The sequence below is a fragment of the Lutibacter sp. genome (genome assembly GCF_016342705.1).
Lineage (GTDB): Bacteria > Bacteroidota > Bacteroidia > Flavobacteriales > Flavobacteriaceae > Lutibacter.
In genome coordinates this window covers 43649-63653 of the sequence record NZ_JAEINV010000008.1, presented here as the reverse complement: position 1 = coordinate 63653, position 20005 = coordinate 43649, and the positions used below count along the sequence as shown (strand labels likewise).

At 30.3% G+C, this 20005-nt stretch carries 17 protein-coding genes; 1 reads left to right on the top strand and 16 read right to left on the bottom strand.

Translation table 11 applies throughout. From position 1 onward, the window contains the following. Positions 1–23: 23 nt before the first annotated feature. The 5 genes from JEY78_RS09235 to JEY78_RS09215 form a co-directional block, all read right to left on the bottom strand. Positions 24–1910 (bottom strand): nucleoside-diphosphate sugar epimerase/dehydratase, encoded by a 1887-nt coding sequence (locus JEY78_RS09235; protein ID WP_291849955.1) that lies wholly within the window; start codon positions 1908–1910, stop codon positions 24–26. A 1-nt stretch (position 1911) separates the two neighbouring features. Further along, a complete protein-coding gene (locus JEY78_RS09230; protein ID WP_291849952.1) occupies positions 1912–3024 on the bottom strand; it encodes an aminotransferase class I/II-fold pyridoxal phosphate-dependent enzyme in 1113 nt (370 codons plus the stop codon). Positions 3025–3663: 639 nt separating this feature from the next. After that, positions 3664–4218, bottom strand: a complete 555-nt coding sequence (locus JEY78_RS09225) for a sugar transferase (protein WP_291849949.1) — start codon at positions 4216–4218, stop codon at positions 3664–3666. A 1-nt stretch (position 4219) separates the two neighbouring features. Further along, complete coding sequence (locus JEY78_RS09220; RefSeq protein WP_291849946.1) at positions 4220–4822, bottom strand: acetyltransferase; 603 nt, start codon at positions 4820–4822, stop codon at positions 4220–4222. A 1-nt stretch (position 4823) separates the two neighbouring features. After that, entirely contained in the window at positions 4824–5426 is a 603-nt protein-coding gene (locus JEY78_RS09215; protein ID WP_291849944.1) for a sugar transferase, read from the bottom strand. An 826-nt stretch (positions 5427–6252) separates the two neighbouring features. On the opposite strand from JEY78_RS09215, the gene JEY78_RS09210 reads away from it, so the two are divergent. Continuing rightward, positions 6253–6633 (top strand): HU family DNA-binding protein, encoded by a 381-nt coding sequence (locus JEY78_RS09210; protein WP_291849942.1) that lies wholly within the window; start codon positions 6253–6255, stop codon positions 6631–6633. Between the two features lie 762 nt (positions 6634–7395). Here JEY78_RS09210 and JEY78_RS09205 read toward each other — a convergent pair. From JEY78_RS09205 to JEY78_RS09155, 11 genes are all read right to left on the bottom strand, one after another. After that, positions 7396–8568 (bottom strand): glycosyltransferase family 4 protein, encoded by a 1173-nt coding sequence (locus JEY78_RS09205; protein ID WP_291849940.1) that lies wholly within the window; start codon positions 8566–8568, stop codon positions 7396–7398. After that, a complete protein-coding gene (locus tag JEY78_RS09200; protein ID WP_291849938.1) occupies positions 8549–9658 on the bottom strand; it encodes a glycosyltransferase in 1110 nt (369 codons plus the stop codon). The genes JEY78_RS09205 and JEY78_RS09200 overlap by 20 nt, the downstream gene beginning before the upstream one ends. Further along, on the bottom strand, positions 9655–10542 hold the full coding sequence (locus tag JEY78_RS09195; protein ID WP_291849937.1) for a glycosyltransferase family 2 protein: 888 nt from the start codon (positions 10540–10542) through the stop codon (positions 9655–9657). The genes JEY78_RS09200 and JEY78_RS09195 overlap by 4 nt, the downstream gene beginning before the upstream one ends. 3 nt (positions 10543–10545) lie before the next feature. Continuing rightward, positions 10546–11607: a glycosyltransferase family 2 protein gene (locus JEY78_RS09190; RefSeq protein ID WP_291849935.1), complete on the bottom strand. Its 1062-nt coding sequence runs from the start codon at positions 11605–11607 to the stop codon at positions 10546–10548. Between the two features lie 9 nt (positions 11608–11616). Next, positions 11617–12351: an FkbM family methyltransferase gene (locus JEY78_RS09185; RefSeq protein ID WP_291849932.1), complete on the bottom strand. Its 735-nt coding sequence runs from the start codon at positions 12349–12351 to the stop codon at positions 11617–11619. 2 nt (positions 12352–12353) lie between these two features. Then, on the bottom strand, positions 12354–13439 hold the full coding sequence (locus JEY78_RS09180; RefSeq protein ID WP_291849930.1) for an EpsG family protein: 1086 nt from the start codon (positions 13437–13439) through the stop codon (positions 12354–12356). A gap of 6 nt (positions 13440–13445) precedes the next feature. Further along, positions 13446–14549: a glycosyltransferase family 4 protein gene (locus JEY78_RS09175; protein WP_291849927.1), complete on the bottom strand. Its 1104-nt coding sequence runs from the start codon at positions 14547–14549 to the stop codon at positions 13446–13448. Further along, positions 14546–15643, bottom strand: coding sequence for a glycosyltransferase family 4 protein (locus tag JEY78_RS09170; protein ID WP_291849924.1), 1098 nt, complete (start codon positions 15641–15643; stop codon positions 14546–14548). The genes JEY78_RS09175 and JEY78_RS09170 overlap by 4 nt, the downstream gene beginning before the upstream one ends. A gap of 147 nt (positions 15644–15790) precedes the next feature. After that, positions 15791–16930, bottom strand: coding sequence for a glycosyltransferase (locus JEY78_RS09165; protein ID WP_291849921.1), 1140 nt, complete (start codon positions 16928–16930; stop codon positions 15791–15793). After that, complete coding sequence (locus JEY78_RS09160; protein ID WP_291849918.1) at positions 16927–18033, bottom strand: polysaccharide pyruvyl transferase family protein; 1107 nt, start codon at positions 18031–18033, stop codon at positions 16927–16929. The genes JEY78_RS09165 and JEY78_RS09160 overlap by 4 nt, the downstream gene beginning before the upstream one ends. Next, positions 18030–19517, bottom strand: coding sequence for an oligosaccharide flippase family protein (locus JEY78_RS09155; protein ID WP_291849916.1), 1488 nt, complete (start codon positions 19515–19517; stop codon positions 18030–18032). Before JEY78_RS09155 ends, JEY78_RS09160 begins: the two co-directional genes overlap by 4 nt. Between the last annotated feature and the right edge of the window lie 488 nt (positions 19518–20005).

Here is a 20005-nt window from a genome sequence, read left to right as displayed (position 1 = left end):
CAAATATATTTAATAATTACCAGTTAACTATCTAATAATTCATACTTTGAATTATTAGAGATAAATTCTGGCACTATTTTTTTCATTTTTAAAACCGTTTCTTCAAAATTTAAATTTCCATTAAGAGCCACTAATTGTTCAATTTTACGGGTAGTTTTATCAAAATCTAATTTTTTTACTTTGGCAATCATAATTTTCTCGTTGTACGTGGTGGTTGTATTTTCACCCGAAGCTAATAATTCTTCATAAATTTTTTCACCTGGACGTAAACCCGTAATTTTTATATCAATTTCGGAAGGGTATTTGAGTCCCGATAATCGAATCATATTCAACGCTAAATCAAATATTTTAATGGAATCGCCCATATCAAATACAAAAATTTCACCACCATTCCCCATACAACCCGCTTCTAAAACCAATTGACACGCCTCAGGAATGGTCATAAAATATCGTGTAATATCCTTGTGGGTTACCGTAATTGGTCCTCCTCTTTTTATTTGAGATTGAAAAAGTGGAATTACAGATCCATTAGAACCCAACACATTTCCAAACCTTGTGGTAATAAATTTGGTAATACCCTTTGCATTGGAACAATTAATATACATTTCAGCAATTCGCTTGGTGGCACCCATTATATTTGTTGGGTTTACAGCTTTATCTGTAGAAATGAACACAAATTTCTCTACCTGATACTGAATGGCTAAATCTACCATAATTTTAGTGCCAACAACATTTGTATTTACGGCCTCATTTGGATTTTCCTCCATAAAAGGCACATGCTTATAAGCTGCTGCGTGAAAAATAATGGCTGGCTGATACTTTTTTATCAATCCCTCCATTCTATTTTTATTGCGTACATCTGCAACAATTGCTTTTACATTGCTAAACTGTTTATGCACTAAATATTGTTGTAAGTTGTATAAATCAGATTCTGCCTGATCTACCAATATCAAATTTTTAACATTGAATTTTGAAATTTGACGGGTAATTTCACTACCAATAGAACCTGCTGCTCCTGTGACTAATATCACCTTATGATCAAACTCTTTTTGAAGCGTTGGGTTATTTAATGAAATAGGTGCTCTCCCTAACAAATCTTCTATTTTAACCGCTTTAATTTGTTTCGGATTTAAGGTTCCATCAATCCAAGATTGTACAGGAGGTACAATTTTCACTTTTGAAGGTAATTTCGAAAGCCTATCAACCAATTCTAATAATTTAGAAGGGCGTATATTTTGAATGGAAATAATAATTTCATGTACTTCTTTATCACTAATAAATTCTTCATCAATTTTAGAAGACTCATACACGCTTATTCCATTAATTTTTTTTCCTATTTTACTCTTATCGTCATCAATAAATGCAATCACATTTGTTTTATTCTTTTTGTCTTCAGATAAAATAGAGTACACCAACATCCCTGCTTCTCCTGCACCATAAATGATTACTTTTTTTTGGACTCCAAAGCCAGACATTACATAATTATACACCTCTTTAAATAAATAACGGCTAGAAATTAACGCAAGCACATTTAATAAAAAATGGATCGCTAAAATAGATATAGGAATAGTAAAATTTGATTGAATTGCAGAATACCTATTTATTATAACTATGACACCTAGCATTGCTAATATTAAAAAACTAGCAATTGTTACATTCATAGAGTCTTTAAAACCTGTATGTCTAATAATCCCTTTGTAGGAACCCACCAACAAAAATGCAACGAGAGCAGCTAGAATTACTAAAGGTATTTGGATGAGTAACTTTGAGGTATCAAAAGTAAAAATAAAGTTAAAACGCACCAAATATGATAATATAAAGGTATTTATAACAATATAAATATCAATCAGTAACACTATCCAACGTGGAATGTTCCTTTTAACAATTTTTTTAAATAATTTTATAATCATACTAAAACCCTTTTAGAACCCCAACAATACTGTCTAATTCATTTTCAGTATTATTAGATCCACTTGGTAAACACAATCCTATTTCAAATAATTTTTCTGAAACGCCATTTACATAACGGGGATATTTCAAAAATATTGGCTGTGTATGCATCGGTTTCCATAAAGGTCTGGATTCAATATCTAAGGTTTGTAAATGTACTCTAATTTTTTCTCTCATTTGAAAAGAAGGTGTCAAAATACACGTTAACCACCTATTTGAAAAATACCCAGCAGGCTCTTCTAAAAATTGAAAATTTTGCGCTTTTAAATGTAGTTTATAGTACTCAAAATTTGCTCGGCGCGCATCAATTCTATCCTGAAGCACTTCTAACTGACCTCTACCTATTCCAGCCAACACATTGCTAAGTCTATAGTTATACCCCAACTGAGAATGCTGGTAATGTGGCGCTTCATCTCTTGCCTGTGTAGCTAAAAAAACAGCTTGTTGTTTTGTTGCGGCATCATTACAAACTAAAGCACCTCCACCTGATGTTGTAATTATTTTATTTCCATTGAAAGAAAAAATTCCAAGATCTCCAAAAGTTCCACATTGTTGTCCGTTTACCTTACTACCCAAAGCCTCGGCACTGTCTTCAATAACTGGTATATTATATTTTATACTTAGCTCCTTAACTTTGATTACATTATACGGCATTCCATACAAATGCACCGCAATAATTGCTTTCGGTTTTTTTCCTTTTTTAATACGGTCTTTAATCGCTATTTCTAGTTGTTGCGGACAAATATTCCACGTTTCTAATTCACTATCCACAAAAACTGGTGTTGCTCCCTGGTACAAAATTGGATTTACTGAAGCTGAAAACGTAAAACTCTGACAAATTACTTCGTCGCCTATGGTGACTCCTAACAAAATTAAAGCCAAATGTATGGCTGCAGTTCCTGAACTTAACGCTGCAATTTCCTTTTTTTCTCCTACATACGCCTGCAACGCCGCTTCAAATGCATTTACATTAGGACCTAATGGCGCTATCCAATTGGTATTGAAAGCTTCATGTATGTATTTTAATTCTCCTCCCCCCATATGAGGAGATGACAACCATATTTTAGTGCTCATTCTTTGCTAAATTCACTATGAAACGCAAAATTACTATAATTTATTTTGATTTTGAGAGGTGAGATGTGAAAAGTGGGGAGTTGAAGGTTAAAAGGATTCCGCAATTGTTCTCGATACACCTCCGTTTCACTTCGGCACTCGAACTGACGATTTTTTGATGCGTAACTTTGAATGGTTTTTTGAAATGAAATTAAAAAAAGTTGTATCGAGAAGTATTCCGTAATAGTTCTCGACTTCAGCCCGTCCTGAGCGATAGCCCAAGGGCTCGAACTGACAAATCAACTTCAGCCTGTCCTGAACCATAACCGAAGCCCTTCAACTCACGTTTTTTTTGATGCGTAACTTTGAATGGTTTTTTGAAATGAAATTAAAAAAAGTTGTATCGAGAAGTATTCCGTAATAGTTCTCGACTTCAGCCCGTCCTGAGCGATAGCCCAAGGGCTCGAACTGACAAATCAACTTCAGCCTGTCCTGAACCATAACCGAAGCGCTTCAAATCACGTTTTTTTTGATGCGTCACTTCGAGTGGTTTTTTGAAATGAAATTGAAAAAAATTGTATCGAGAAGTGTTCCGTAATAGTTCTCGACTTCAGCCTGTCCTGAGCGATAGCCCATGGTCTCGTACTGACGAAATTCTTTTTATTGAAACACCAACCAAATGGTTTTCCATAAAATTTTTACATCACCTAAAAAGGAACGGTTATAATAATACGCTAAATTCAAACGCACCTTATCAGGAAAAATAACAGTATCATTATACGTTAATGGATCAACTTGTTGTTCTAAAATTTCATCTTCATTGCCATATTTTAAAGCTGCTTCACTCGTTAACCCCGGTTTTAATTCCAATATTTTTCTTTCTTCACCCATTAAAACATCATAATAGCCTGCAACATCAGGTCGTGGACCTACCAAACTCATATCACCTTTCAATACATTTATTAATTGTGGCAATTCATCCATTTTATATTTTCGAACAAACTTTCCCCAAGCAGAAATGGTATTGTTGGAGGCGTGTATAGTTCTTAATTTAAAAATTATAAAAGGCTTCCCAAACTGCCCAATACGCTGTTGTAAAAACAAGCCCGAAGATTTTGTATCTATTGCGCATAGTAGAATAAAAATTAACAAAAATGGAAACACTATAAAATAAGCAAGCAACGCACCAATAGAATCAACGCTTCTTTTTATCATTTTAAATTTGATTTACCTTTATAATTTTACCCGGCACGCCAACTACCACTGCTCCATCTGGCACATTTTTAGTCACTACTGCTCCAGCTCCAATAATTGCCCATTTTCCAATGGTCATACCCGGAATAACACTTGCTCCAATACCAATATGTGTTCCTTCACCCACCGAAACATTTCCTGCTAAAGCCACATTTGGTGAAATATGCACAAAATCTGAAATTGCACAATCATGTTCTATAATGGCTCCCGTATTTATAATGCAATGTTTGCCAATACATGCATCTACATTTACCACCACATTGGGCATCATCACTGTTCCCTCTTCTAATTTAACTGAGGCATGTACAATAGCTGATGGATGCTTTACAGATATATAGTTCGCGGCATATTTTAAGGCACACTTTTTTCTAGCAGCATTATCACCAATCCCAATTATTAATTTTGAAACTTCTAAATTTTTATATTTTTCTGAATTAAACACGGGCAAATTAAAAAATGTAGCTTCTTTTGGAGCATCATCAATAAAACCTTTTACCGCAACATTTATGTCTTTTAACATACTTGCTATCACCTTTCCGTGTCCGCTAGCTCCAAATATATACATGTTAATTCCCTTTAAATTTTTCCATTGTAGCAGTGTTTTCAGCTGAAATCCCTTCTCTTTTCAGTATTTTTTGAATGGTTAAAAATACAATTTTTATATCTAGTTGTGCGCTTACATTTTGAACATACCACACATCATATTCAAATTTCTGTTGCCAGCTAATTGCATTTCTACCATTTACTTGCGCCCAGCCTGTAATTCCGGGACGAACTTCATGTCGCTTTTTTTGAATAGCAGTGTATAATGGTACATATTCAGGCAACAAGGGTCGTGGACCTACAATACTCATTTCGCCTTTTAAAACGTTGATGAGTTGTGGAATTTCATCTAACGATGTTTTTCTAATAAAACTTCCAGTTGCGGTCATCCTTTCGGCATCGGATAATAATTTTCCTTGTTCATTAACAGCATCGGTCATGGTTTTAAACTTCATTATTTTAAACAATTTTTCGTTTAAACCTGGTCGCACCTGAAAAAAGAATGGTTTCCCATGGTTTACAATTGTTAATACTACCGTAATTAAACATCCAAAAGGCAGGAAAATAAGCAACACAAGGACTGAAATAACAATATCTAGGCTTCTTTTTACAAATTTCTGGTACAATATTGGTGTGTTTTTATTTTTTATTAACAAAACTACTACTAAAAATAGAAAAATTACTCCTTTTTTCTAGTAAAAAAAAGCGTAAATCAGGTTTTTTAGAAATAACAAAATACCCCCAATTGCCCTCATTTGTTATACAAAAGTTACAGTAAGTTTATGTAAATTTTACCCGTTTTATGCCATTTTGGCTGTAAATGATACGCTTTGACAGTCATTTAAAATATTGTCTATAAAGTGTTTACTACAAAATATTTAATAATTAATTGCATTTTTAATCATTTACTTTTCAACGCAATTCTGCACAAATCAGCATTAAATGTTAATAAAAGTCTTTTTATGGAACTACAATTTTTTGTTACTTTGTAATGGAACTGCAAGTGCTATGCAAAAAGTTTAAAAACCATTCTATTTTGAATTCCTATCCTTGGTTTTGCACTTGTTATTTTGAAGGCTACTGGTTGTAAAACTACAGTACCTATTAAAAAAACAAAAAGTCTTAAAGTTACAGCTTTAAGACTTGATTGAGTTGGTAACGCTAAAAGAAGCGTTAGATTTTTAATTTTGTTTTACAAATCTACAATTCTTCTTTTAGCCTACCTAAAATTTTAACAATAATTTTAGGCATAAGAAATTATGAGAAAGGACATAATGATCTAATTTAAAGTCAACAACACACTTAAATGTTCTACATTCAGGTGAAAACAACTAAAAACGTAGTGTTTTCATTTACCAAGCGTAAAGGTGTTATTTAATGCGTATTATTTTAAAAAGAAGGTGTCGGTATAACTACCTTTTTCAAAAGTTATACACTATAAATTGTAGCAATATGATTCATTATAAATTAAAAGAACAAGTAGACCCAAGAGATGTAACAGCTCCAAAAACTTTTTTACCTGTAAAACAAAAACAGGAAACCTTAACATTGCGCGACTTTGCTAGGAGAATTAGTAGAGAAAGTACCGTAAGTAGTATGGATGCCATGGCTGTTTTAGAGGGTTTATTACAAATTATTCCCGATGAAATTTCCAATGGTAAAATTATTAAGTTAGGAGATTTTGGAACTTTTAGAAGCACCATTTCTAGTGAACCTGCTGTAAGTAAAGAAGCCTTTCACGTTTCTAAAATTAAAGGTTTAAATGTACGATTTAGACCTGCAAAAGAGTTTAGCAAACAAATTTCTACTATTGATTTTCAAATGGTCTCTTAAATAATCCTGTTTTTAAATCCTATAAAAGGATTTTAGCAACATAGTGCTAAAAGCGATACGTCATAGTATCGCTTTTTTTATGCTCTCTTGGTAATTTCTTTATTTTAAACTACATCCTTAATGATGCAATAGTTGCGCAACTTTTAAAATTAGTTGTACACCTTTTTAAATTAGTTGCGCAACTTTTAAAATTAGTTGTGCAACTATTGAATTAAAGTGCCTCACTTTTTTATAATCGTCATCCTCGCACATTCGAAGATTTGTTTGTAATGACCCTCAGAATAACTTTTGAAGCAAAGAACAAGTAACGTACATTTTTTTACACACCCCTAACCCCTCTCAAGAGGGGAATATACCTCATGAATACCATTTTTTCAATTGCTTTTCAAAAAACCACTAGAAGTAACGGACACCAACACGCCAGTTCGAGTGCTGGAGTGCAATGGAAGTGTATCGAGAACTAGTAAGGAATTATTTTCTATACCATTTTGCCCCATTATCTTTCTTAACTTAGCCAAAAGTTACGTGTTAAACACACCCCTAACCCCTCTCAAGAGGGGAATTTAACTTATGGATACAATTTTTCCTATTCCATTTCAAAAAATCACTAGAAGTGACCACTATTTGTCATTCCGACAACGGAGGAATCGCATAAAAAGGCTCAAAATAATGGGATTTCTCTCTATCGTTCGAAATGACAAGCTGAATGCTTCTCGATAATTATTTACTTAGCTATACTTCGTAAATTCACTAGAAGTGTCTTTAAGGGTTAGTATGTAACCTACTTTCTAGCCTTTGATATTCTTCCAATAAGGCATTCCAAACCTGTTGCTGTTCAAAACGGCTTGTAACCATGACACGTGTATCTTTCTTTATAGCGGTCACTATTTCAAGATTTTCACAACAATACACCATCGCTTTGTACACTGCCTCTGCATCTTTTGGAGGAACAATCCAGCCATTTTCCCCTTCATGAATAATTTCATTACAACCATTAATATCGGTAACAATGCTTGGCAATTCCATTGCTCCAGCTTGCAAAACAACATTTGGAAACCCCTCTCTATAGCTTGGAAAAACCAATACATCGGCAATGGCAAAATAAGGCCGTACATCATCTTGATAGCCTACTGTAATAATTTTTGAATTGTCAGAAATTTCGTACAGCGTTTTTTGTGATAAAGGATCCAATTCCGTTTCAAAAGGACCTACCAAAAGTAGTTTCGCTTGAGGTTGTTGCCCATTGGCTGTTAGTTTTTTAAAAGCACCTATCAATTCATTAATTCCTTTATCTCCAACTAACCTACCCACAAAAATAAACACGAAATCATCCTTATGGATTCCTAATTCCTTTTTTAAATCTTCATTTTGGTTGGATGAACATAGTTGTGGGTTAAAATAGGAGGTGTCAATACCGTTTACATTGCCATTTGCCAAAACTTTTAATGGTTTTTGTGTAATTCTATAGTGTATCAAATCATTTTTCACACCTAAACCTTCCGGATAAATATGCGTGGCGCATTTGCACAATAATCTATCCATAGCAATTAATACTAATTGCATCCACCCTTTTTTACTAGGAAATATAAGTCCGGTAAAGGTATGTATCCGAATAGGAACTTTTGCAAAATAGGCAGCTACCATACTTAATAGCCCCGCTTTCGGCGTGATGGAATGTACAATGATTGGTTTCTCTTTTTTAAAACATTGGTACAGTTTCCATAAAGATATTACATCTTTAATAGGTGAAATAGAACGTTGCATTTCAATTGGAACTACTTGTATTTGTTCACGTTCTTTCACTTTTTGCAATAATTCATCTGCACCAGAAACCGCAATTACTTGGTAACAATCATTTAAAAAATGAAGTTGTCCCTTTAATAAAACATCTAAAGACAAGGAAACAGTTGCTGTTCTAATTAATTTTTTTTTCATTTAATTCAATTGATTGATACAATGCAATATGCTTTTCAACCATATTATTTATATCATATAATAATGCTCTCGATTGACAAGCCACAGCAACTTTACTATATAGTATTTCATTAGTTATCAAAGCTGTTATCTTTTCAGCTAATGCAATTTCATCTCCCTGCGGAAACAATAAACCAGCGCCATCAACAACTTCCTTTAAGCCTGGGACATTAGATGCTATAAATGGTTTTCCTGAAGCCATCCCTTCAATACTAGCTAAAGATAAGCCTTCATATTTAGATGAAAGCACTACAACATCTGAGCTTTTAAGCAATTGTGGCACATCTGTACGGATTCCTAAAAAAAAGATCCTATTTTCTAAATTCAACTTTCTAACCAAATTCTCGCATTCTTTTCTCAAAATTCCTTCCCCTACTAAAATTAATTTTACATATTCTGGTAAATGCTTCATGGCTTTAATTAAAGTGGGTTGGTCTTTTGGTTCTTGAAAACTGGATACCTGAATTACAACTTTGTGCTCCAGTTTAAAGGTTGGAATTATTTCATTTTTATTCAAGATAGTACTTTCTTTAAAAACACTAACATTCACTCCATTTTTAATAATACTAAATTTTTCTTTAGGTAAATTTGAATGCTTTTGTATAATCTTGAAAACCTCTTCTGTAATACAAATAATTCGTTTGTAAAATTTATAAATATATTTATCAATCCATTTTATCATAGAGCTTTCCAACCTCCTATTATTAGTGCTATGCTCTGTAAAAATTAATGGCACTTTTGAAAACGAAATTAGTTTCGCAAATACTACGAAATATTGCGCAGGAAATAAATGAACATGTATTATATCATATTTTTTTAAGAAAGGGATTAGCTTCAAAATTATAAAAGGATTGTAAACAGAACCTTTTCCTAAGCTATAAATATTGCAACACTCTTGTTTTTTTAATGCTATTAAAAAAGGAGTATCCGCGCCATTTAATAGTAAAATATCCATTGTCATCCTTTTTTTTGCGTATAAAGGAATACCTTCTAGTAATAACTTTTCTGCACCACCCGTATTTAAACTATTAATCACTTGCAGAATTTTCATTTTTTTATTTTAAAAAGTATATATACATGAAATAGTAACCCCATAGGTAAACATATAAAAGTCAACCATTTCCGAGGGTTGTTTTTAAAAAATTGATAGTCGCCAATAAATAAAGTTGAAGATATTAAATGTAGTACTTTTAATACACTAATTTTAAAATTTTTAATATACTTTAATTCAATAATTCTTGAATATCTAAAGCCGTTCGGATTTTTTTTATACTGTTTAAAAATATTACGAGAAGAACCATCAGGTAAATATTCAACCACACATAATGGTTTATTTAAGCAGGCCAATTGATACTGTTGATCAATCATTAAATACAAAATTCCCAAGGGAACAAAACGTTCCTCTCCAAATAGTGGATATTTAGGATACTCTTTTACAATCTCAGTTCTTAAAACCAACTTTTTATCACCACTAATCTTATATTTATAATACAAATCATATAGTGTACTAGAAGCTAATTTATCCGGAATCTCAGCACCAACAATTTTACCATCTTTAAAAATATCAACCCCAACAATCCCTGCCATGTTTTCTTTATTAGATACCTCACTCCATTTATCTAAAATTAATTGAATAGCATTATCTGGCATATAATCATCTGAATCTATACATACATTTAATTCCGTTTCAATTAATTGATATGCAGTATTATGGGCACCATGCATTCCTTGATTATCTTGATACACATATTTTATTTCAATTTCAGCTGTTATAACCCAAGATTGAACCAGCTCTTTGGTTGTATCCGTTGAACCATCATCAATAACTAGCCAACAAAAATCTTTTGATGATTGCCTTAATAAACTTTCATACAATTGATGCAGGCAATAGGCTCTGTTAAAAGTTGGCGTAAATACTGTGATTTTCTTAAGCATTTTCTAATTTAAAACTTTTGAAATAAACATTTTAAGTTTTCTAACATATCTTTCTTTAGTGACTTTTATTTGTATGATTTCAAACATTCTTTTCACATTTTTTTGAATTAATGCTTCGGCAAAATCATCACCATTAATACCGTTTTTTTTATAAAATGCTATTATTTCTTTATAATTATTATGCTCCATCAATTTTTCAATTTCTCCATATGATTGTTCTTTTGAAAAAGGCTTGTATATAAGTAACATTTCAATATAGGTTCTCAAATAATTCTTTAGTTCAATTTTAATATACTTATCTAACTCTGGCAATTTATATTTTAAAATCATTTCTTGTTTTAGAACATACATCTTAAGTGCTTCCTCTATAATTTCAGAATTAAATTTAGATGTCATTCCTCCAAATCTATAATTATAAACTACTTCCTTTGTGAAATAAATATTTTTTGCTTCAGGAAATACCTGAATATTATAATTCAAATCTTCTCCTAATTTTAAACATCTAATTGGAATTACATCTATATTATCAATAAAACTTTTTTTATATAAACGCCCCCACATCGATACCGGAAAAATATTTATGCCAAAAAAATTTTTATAATAATATTTTATAAAATCTTCTTGAATAATTAAATTATCCGATAACATAAAACCACTGCGGTTTTTAAGTTTAAGTAGACCAAATTTATCCATTACCCTCATACTATTTCCACTTACAATTTCTGCATTGGATTTAGTGGCTGCATTATATAATATTTCTAAAGCATTTTTTTTTAACCAATCATCTGAATCCAAATGTGTAACATATTCTCCTAAAGCCTTTTTTAAACCAGTTTTCCGAGCCATTTCAAGGCCTTCATTTGCCTTATCAATAATGAAAATCCTTTTATCTTTTTTTGAAAATTCTTCACAAATAGAAAGGCTATTATCGGTGGAACCATCGTTCACGACAATAATCTCAATTTCCTTAATTGTTTGATTAATTACTGAATTCAAACACTTTCTTAAATATTTTCCGGTATTATATACCGGTATTATTACAGAAATCTTGATGTTATTTTTCATAATTTCCCCCTATTCATTTATTAATATTTTTTTTCTTATTAAAACTACCTTTTCACCATTTTTATAAATTTTCCAATCAGCTACATTAATTGACTTATAAAGAGAATCCGAACAACCATCCTTAAATCTATCGTGAAGTTCTACAATTATTATATTAGTTTTCTCTAACCATTCAATAGAACCTTTTGAAAAAACTTCTATTTCGGCACCTTCAATATCAAGTTTTAATATATCTATATATTTAAATTTTGATTCTTTCAAAATTGAATCTATAGTAATTGCTTTTATATCGAAATCATCCGTTTCTAAAACTTCATGAACTTGAAAACTCCATTTTCCTTTGTTAATATTTTTAATTTTAAGAAACGATTTCTGATACCAAATACCTGCTTTAATTAGATTAATATTTTTTCTTCTAATTGTATTTAGTTTTAAAACCTCAAAATTTGAAGTTTCAGGCTCTATAGCAATGATAGTCGAATTGGGATAATATAATGAAAAATATAATGACGAAATCCCAGTATAGGCGCCAGCATCAATAATAAGTTTAGGATTAACTTTTATAGGCAATTTAAATTCCTTTAACACAAATACGCTAGAAAAAACGCTAAAATCACTTGTGTTTTTTCTAATTTTAAAATCTCCAAACCTAAATTTATATAACTGGATAGAAATGAAAGTTACAACTCTTAAACATAAATTTATAAATATTTGAGGCAAAATAATTTTAATAACCTTTTTCATAACTAAATAATTAAAAACATAAAATATGTAAATCCAAAATAAGCCAATACTAAATAAGCCAATACTTTTTGTTGTTGTTTAAAAAATTGTTGTTTAAAAAAAGGATAAAATATAATTATTGCCATTAAAAACCATGATAAATAGGCAAAACGGTTAGAAAAACTAGCACGTATTACCAAAATCCAAAAAGCATTGGCTGTTACATAAATATTAAATAATTGAATATATATTTTATCTTTAAATTTCAGCTTTATTATAAAATAATACCCTGCATATATAGCAGCAGCACTATATACTAAAAAATCCCAACGAAAACCTAAAGATGAAAACTGATCATCAAACTCACTCATTGTTAAGTAACTGACTCTTTGGTCACTAATACCAAGTGACAAGAAAATATTTTCAATAAAACTACCAAAAGCTAGAGATAAGGGAATTGCAAGTAACCAGCCTAATAAATAATACTTTGGGTTTTTATAAAAAAGCGTCAACACAAATGCTGCCAATGGAATTAACATACTTCCATGTATAAAATAAGAAATTGCTAACAAGCTAAATTGTATGTATCTCTTTTTATAATAGGTTAATGCTAAAACAAATAATGAAGTAGCTATCCCATTACGAATGCCATTTATACCATAAGCCCAAAATGAAAAGGAAGCCACAAACATTAAAAATAAAAAATAACTATCTTTTCCTAACCACTTTTTACAAGCTAAGTATAATGGTAAAATATATAAAGTAGCGCATAGTAAAAAAAATAATTTGGCACTCATTATACTACTACAAAACTTCATAAAAACATTCCACACAAAATCTCTTGATTTAAATATTTCACCTCCTTTGGCATAATGTTCAAATTCATAATTATACATTCCCATATCTCCAAAATACCTACCACTTACAGGACGTAACCCCAAATAAAAGGTAACTAATATGAGTAATAGTATTGACGCATATTCTTTTTTATTTGGATTTTGAATAACATACCCTTTTGTAAATAGCTGCAATGCAGCTAAAACAATCACCACCAACATTGTATTATAAAATACGGGTGTGTAATATGGTAAGGGAATCCAATCAAACATGATGTATTATTTAATATTTAAAAATAGTTTTTTCCACTGTTGCATTATTACTTTAGCTTCAAATTTTGAAGCTTTTTTTATGGCTTCTTTGCTCATTAAATCTCTTAAATCCTTATTTGATATTAAAAAAGCTAATTTATTTGCAAAAATATCAATATCATTGTGATCAACAAGAATACCATCTTCACTATCTGTAATTATAGTACTTGGCCCGTGAGGACAATCATACGAAACAATTGGCAAACCTTGCGACATTGCTTCCAAAAGCACCATCGGAAAACATTCCGTTGCAGAGGTCATGGCATAACAAGAAGATTTTTGAAATTCTTCTTCTAAACAATTGGTTGCTCCCATTAAATAAATATTAGGCACCTTTAATTCCTTTATTAAACCTTCCAATTTTAACGAAAGTTCGGCATCACCATCACCAAAAATTTTAACACGCCAATCTGGAAAATTAGTTGCAATTAAACTCCAAGCTTTTATTAAATGATCAAATTGTTTTACTGGTGCTATTCTACCCGCAGCAATAATTGTTTTTTCTTTAACAACTGTTGATTTTAATTTATTATTATAACTAATAAAATTAGGTATTACTTCAATGTTTTTAAAAGGATAATATTGTTTTTCACAATCATTTAAAACAACTTTAATATGGTATTTATCCAACAATAAAAACATTTGGTATTTTAGCTTATCCATTAAATTCACTGGAGTTTTTAATACATACCCCGAAGAGTGAAACTCTTTAACTTTTGCTATTTCCTTAGCTATAAAAGGTAAAAAAAACTGCTCTGGTGTATAATTTACAGAAATAATAATAGCTGGTTTTTCTTGTTGAATTAATTTTCTTAAAGCTCTATAGTGAGATATACTTTTGAGTAAATTTTTAGGATGAAAATAACTGAGCTTCCGAAAATAATTAATCCCTAAATCTAGGTGCCTTACTTTTTTAGACAGTTTATAAACAAATGCATTCTCTTTATGCTCTGAAGTGCATAAAATTACTTCATAACCAAAATTATCTGTTAGATAATTCATTTTTTCTGTGGTTATTTTTTCTATACCGCCATGTAAATATAGTTGATCCGTTACATACATTATTTTCATTGCACAACCGATTTAAATAATTCATCCCACTGCTTTAGAATCTTTTCTGGCAAATAACGCTGAACGTTTTGTTTGGCTTTTTGGCCTAGTTCTTTGCGCAATGCTTCATTTTCTATTAAAAGTAATAGTTTTGAAGCCAACGCTTCACTATTTTGTTGTGCTGCTAAATAGCCGTCAACACCATTTTTAATAATATCCGAAGGGCCATAATTACAATTAAAAGACACGCACGGAACACCACATGCCATAGCCTCTATTAGCACCATGCCAAACCCCTCATAACGAGAACTCATTACATAAATAGCTGCTTCTAAATATTTTTGTTCAATTTCTTTTACAGGTAATTTAAACGAAACTGATTTCTCTATTTCCAGTTCAATTGCAAGTGGTTCCAAATTCTCTTTAGGATTAAAAGTTCCGTAAACTTCTAATTTCCAATCTGGATGCTTTTGGGCTACAATTTTCCAAGCAGGTAACAATAAGTCGTATCCTTTTTGATAGCCTTGTTTCCCTACTGCAATTACTTTTTTATTTTCTAAAGAGCTTGATCTTGTAGGAAAGAAAGATAAAGGATTTGAAATTACTTGTAAATTTGATAGTTTTTTCCACTCTAATAAATTGCCCTTGGTTAACACCACAAATTTTTGAAATTTGTTTCCTAAGGTATTCATCAAAAACCATTTTATTTTAGTTGAAATACGTTTTACAAAACCATCTGAAGCATGTTGTTCTATTAATTTAGACACGTGTCGTTCATAAATAATGGGAATCTTTTCACCTAAAATTAGTGGTGTAAAAAAAGCCTTTAATCCATCATCGCAAACAGCAATCACATCAGGGTTGACTTCTGAAACCACATTTTGAATACCTTTTATATATAAAATAGCGTATTGCAAAGGATTTCCAATTACACGAATACTCTTCATTTTAATTTTATCTGAAAAGGTATAAAATGGATTCAAATGTGCATCATTTAATGACAGAATTGTTACCTGATAACCATATTCATCTGCTAAATAAGAAGCTTTAATAGAGAGCACGCGCTCTAAACCTCCTGCCCCATTAATACCATTTGTGATGTAGAGTAGTTTCATTGTTGCAATTTATATATTCTTAATATTTTACAAATACCTTTTCAATTATAAATTAATATTCCTACTATAAATATAAAATGGAATATTGCGAAACAAAAATACCTTTAATTTATATTTACCAACAACAAATAATTTAAAATGATACTATTAAAGTGATATAATAATTTCTTCCAATTTATTTAATGATTCTTCTTTGTCGAAATTTTTTCTTTTTAAAAGATTCTCTTTTATACTTTCTGTAAAATCTTCATCTAAAATGTAACGTTCAATATTTCTCACAATATCATCACTTTCCATCTCTGATATTAATCCTGTCATGTTATTAACAATAATATCATACGCCGTTGGGAAATTTGTTGAAACTACCAACTTCCTCAATAATAAAGCTTCAATAACGGTCAAACCCCAGCCTTCAAAAATGCTGGTTTGAACATATATATCACAAGCTTTCATATAAGGAAAAGGATTAGTTGTTTTACCTAAAAGCGTAAAGTGGTTAGAAATCTTATTTTTTCTAATTAATTTTTCTAAATTGCCTCTCTCTTCCCCTTCACCAACTACATACCAATGAATTTCATATCCTTTATTAATCAATTTTCTACAACTTTCAATAGCCAAATGCAACCCTTTTTGTTTTGATAATCTACAAGTTGTAACAATATTTATTTTATTTTTATCAAACTTAATTGGAAGGTTTTCAGATGATTTTTGCTCTAAAATTTTTTCATCAGCAAAAAGTTTAATAGTTTCTATATCAACAGTTTTATTAATTTTATTTAACTCTTCTTCAAAACCCTGTTTAACTTTATTTGAAATTGCAATAACTTTATCATATTTTGTGTAAAATGGAAAATCAAATTGAATTTTATATTTTACTTTCTGATAATCAATATTAATCCAAGCTAACTTCTTTTTTGATTTTATAAATTTAGAAGTGTAGTATGTAGAAAAACCTTGATTATAAGCATGTGCAATATCATAATCTTTTTCAAACACTTTTAATTTTGAATCGATTAGTTTCCAAAGAATTTGTGCTGAATGTGATTTTTTAAAATTAAAAATCCTTTGGCATTTGTACTTAATTCTATTAATTATATTGATTTTTGGAAAATCAATTATTATAACATTTACTTCTTTAGGAAGATAATTAATAAAAAAATTTTCCTCTGTAAATAATATTAAGTCTACTTCATATTTAGAATAATCCAGATTAATTAAAAAAGTTACCAAACTAGTTTCAGCTCCTCCTAAATTCAATGACTCAATTATATAAACTACTTTTTTCATTTATTTTTTAATTTTAAAGATTCTAATAAGAATGCCTTTGAATGAATAATATTGTCTAACACATGAGAATTAATTACACCATAATTAATTCTCTCCATTTCTTTAAACTCTGAAAAACAGGATATCAGAGAATTTTGAATATTTAATAAATATAACAAATCACGCATTCTTGTATTTATACTTTCCATTCTGTTTACAACAACAAATTGTTTTTCAAAAATTAATGAAAATGCAGCTGCATGAAACGAATTAGTAATAACAAATTGTGCACAATACATTAAACTTATAAATTGTTCAGGCCCTTCTAAATAGTAACTTTCATCTGCATAGTTTATATTTTTATTGACCGTATAAATTTTAAAGCCTTTTTCTTTTTTTAAATCTAAGGCAATCTGCTTTATCAAAGGATTGGAATCAAAATCATACACAAAAATGAATTTTTTATCAATGCTTTTTACAAATGTTTCTTTCCAATAATTGGCACTTAATAAAAAAACAGGGTCTAAAACTTGTACTACATTTTCAATTCCTAAATTATTTAATATAGTAACTCCTGAAGTTTCACGTACAGAGATATGGTCAATTCGACTTATTTTTGCTTTTACAAAGGGTTTTAAATCTTCTTTAATTTCATCAATTGCAAAACTTGCTGCATATGATATTTTAAGTTTAGTATCTGGCACAAAATCTAAATAAAAAGCAGGGTCTTTTCCATTTTCAAAAAAAGAATTCCAAATTTGGTCACTTCCACAAATAAATGCATCTGCTTCTGGAGGGTTTTCTTTTAATTCATCATTATTTGCATATCTTATCTTCCCTGTAGGAATGTATTTTGTTGCGAATAAATCAAATGCCTTTTTCCGTTTTAAATCTTTTAACCTCCCTATTAATTTTGCTAAAATATATAGTTGTTTCAAAAAAGGCTTCTCAAACCTAGGATTTGAGACTGCTTTTAAATTAAAATGTTGAGATAAATACATAGGCTTATAATGGATTGCTTCTACTGTATGTCCTAAACTTTCTAGGTAGATTAATAAGGCAAACTCCTGTAAACTTGCGCCGTAATTATAAACTTCGTGGCAGGTTATGGTTTTAATTTTCATTTTGTCAGAATCAAAGATTTTTCAAATTTATTTAAAACTACAAAATAAACTACCAAAGAATAAGCTAGTGAATAAATGAAGATTTGTAAAAATAAGTCGAACCAATTTAAAATAGGAAAATAAATGATTATAAAATAAGATATAATACCCAAAACACTTGTAATTAGAAAAATTTTGCCCAAAGTATTTATAAAAAACTGTCTAATCTTTAAACCAAATATTTTTTTATAATAAAATATCATAATTAAACTATTAAATCCCATAGCAAGAACCAGTGGCAAAATAACACCAAAAACTCCATAAATTTTACTAAAATAAAAACCTATAAAAACACCCAGAGCAACGGTAGTTAAACTCAAAACAGATTTAAATCTATTTTTCTTTTTAGCTTCTAATATTGAATTTCCGAATGCTTGTATAAGTGGCAACGACATAACAATCATAATACAAAGTGCAATATACCAGGAATTTATATAAGATTCACCTAACCATAAATTGATAAAATCTTTACCAAAAAGTATAAATCCATTTAAAATGAAAAAGAGTAAAAAAGAATTGAGACGCCCAATTTTAATCATTTCATTAGTATATTCAGTCCCTGAGCGTTTTTGTACACTCATTTGAGTGGCTTTTGGTACTAGCAAGCCATTTATAGCGCCTGCGAATGCCCCATAATATCCACCTAACATTATTCCAACCGCATAAATTGCAACTGTAACAGTGTCAGTATTCATACCCAGCACTACTTGACCAGCATTCCATTGCATTTTATAAACTAATGCATATATAAATATCCAAACAGAATATGAAAAAATTTCTTTTACTAATGGCAATTGAAATTCATACAATTTAAACGTTACTTTAAGTTTCTTAAACACATAGTATCCATTAAAGACAATCACCAATACATTCATAATAGTATCTAACACTACCAAACCAATAGCATCACCTCCATAAAGTAACAAACCTACAACTAATACCGATCTTACAATATACCTAATAATATTAATAGTTCTTGGAAATACAAAATGCTCGTAGCCAGAACAAATTGCGGTAAATGCGCCACCAGGTAATGTAATTACCAAGTTAAAAATTAGAATAATAAACATCACCTTTGCTTTGGCAATCTCATCTAAGGTTAAAGAATTAGAAAATAAGACATCTAAATTGAAATAAAGTATAATTCCAATTATTGCTATTACAACTGAAATTACAACATATATGAGCATGGTAATTGCCAAAAAATTCTCTTCTCCCTTTTTATCTTTTTCTGCTCTGTATTTGGCTACAAACCTTATAATAGTATTGTTTAAACCAAAATCTAACACACTAATATATCCTACAAAAGCACCTATTAAAGTGTATAAGCCATATTCAGCATCACCTATACTTCTAATAATAAAAGGCGTTAAAACTAACCCTATTATATTGGTTAAAAAGATAGTGAAGTAGGAAAGTAATGCTCCTTTTTTTAATTGACTCACCTTGGTTGTTTTTTCTTTTATTTAATTTGAATTTGGTTCCGTTTTTTTACTAGTTTCCCATCCAATTGGGGTTTCATTAAACCTGTAACTTCTCGATACAATTTCACTCTATTTCATTTCGTGAAACCACTCGAAGTGACGTATTTCTCCTCTGGTTGAGTTCCTCAACGCAACGGAGCTGTATTAAGATTTAATTACAATTACTTATCGATACAATTTCACTTTATTTCATTTCGTGAAACCACTCGAAGTGACGTATTTCTCCTCTGGTTGAGTTCCTCAGCGCAACGGAGCTGTACTAAGATTTAATTACAATTACTTATCAATACAATTTTACTCTATTTCATTTCTTAAAACCACTTAAAGTGACGAACTAACATCAGTTCTAGTACCGTATGCAACGTTGGTGTATCAAGCATTAGTACTGAACGCTTCTCACTACAATTTTATTTCGCCTCGCTTTATAAAATCACTTGAAGTGACGAGGC

Excerpts from the sequence above, each read along its gene's own strand:
- JEY78_RS09235 (WP_291849955.1), bottom strand. The coding sequence starts at position 1,910 with ATGATTATAAAATTATTTAAAAAAATTGTTAAAAGGAACATTCCACGT.
- JEY78_RS09230 (WP_291849952.1), bottom strand. The coding sequence starts at position 3,024 with ATGAGCACTAAAATATGGTTGTCATCTCCTCATATGGGGGGAGGAGAA.
- JEY78_RS09225 (WP_291849949.1), bottom strand. The coding sequence starts at position 4,218 with ATGATAAAAAGAAGCGTTGATTCTATTGGTGCGTTGCTTGCTTATTTT.
- JEY78_RS09220 (WP_291849946.1), bottom strand. The coding sequence starts at position 4,822 with ATGTATATATTTGGAGCTAGCGGACACGGAAAGGTGATAGCAAGTATG.
- JEY78_RS09210 (WP_291849942.1), top strand. The coding sequence starts at position 6,253 with ATGATTCATTATAAATTAAAAGAACAAGTAGACCCAAGAGATGTAACA.
- JEY78_RS09205 (WP_291849940.1), bottom strand. The coding sequence starts at position 8,568 with ATGAAAAAAAAATTAATTAGAACAGCAACTGTTTCCTTGTCTTTAGAT.
- JEY78_RS09200 (WP_291849938.1), bottom strand. The coding sequence starts at position 9,658 with ATGAAAATTCTGCAAGTGATTAATAGTTTAAATACGGGTGGTGCAGAA.
- JEY78_RS09195 (WP_291849937.1), bottom strand. The coding sequence starts at position 10,542 with ATGCTTAAGAAAATCACAGTATTTACGCCAACTTTTAACAGAGCCTAT.
- JEY78_RS09190 (WP_291849935.1), bottom strand. The coding sequence starts at position 11,607 with ATGAAAAATAACATCAAGATTTCTGTAATAATACCGGTATATAATACC.
- JEY78_RS09185 (WP_291849932.1), bottom strand. The coding sequence starts at position 12,351 with ATGAAAAAGGTTATTAAAATTATTTTGCCTCAAATATTTATAAATTTA.
- JEY78_RS09180 (WP_291849930.1), bottom strand. The coding sequence starts at position 13,439 with ATGTTTGATTGGATTCCCTTACCATATTACACACCCGTATTTTATAAT.
- JEY78_RS09175 (WP_291849927.1), bottom strand. The coding sequence starts at position 14,549 with ATGAAAATAATGTATGTAACGGATCAACTATATTTACATGGCGGTATA.
- JEY78_RS09170 (WP_291849924.1), bottom strand. The coding sequence starts at position 15,643 with ATGAAACTACTCTACATCACAAATGGTATTAATGGGGCAGGAGGTTTA.
- JEY78_RS09165 (WP_291849921.1), bottom strand. The coding sequence starts at position 16,930 with ATGAAAAAAGTAGTTTATATAATTGAGTCATTGAATTTAGGAGGAGCT.
- JEY78_RS09160 (WP_291849918.1), bottom strand. The coding sequence starts at position 18,033 with ATGAAAATTAAAACCATAACCTGCCACGAAGTTTATAATTACGGCGCA.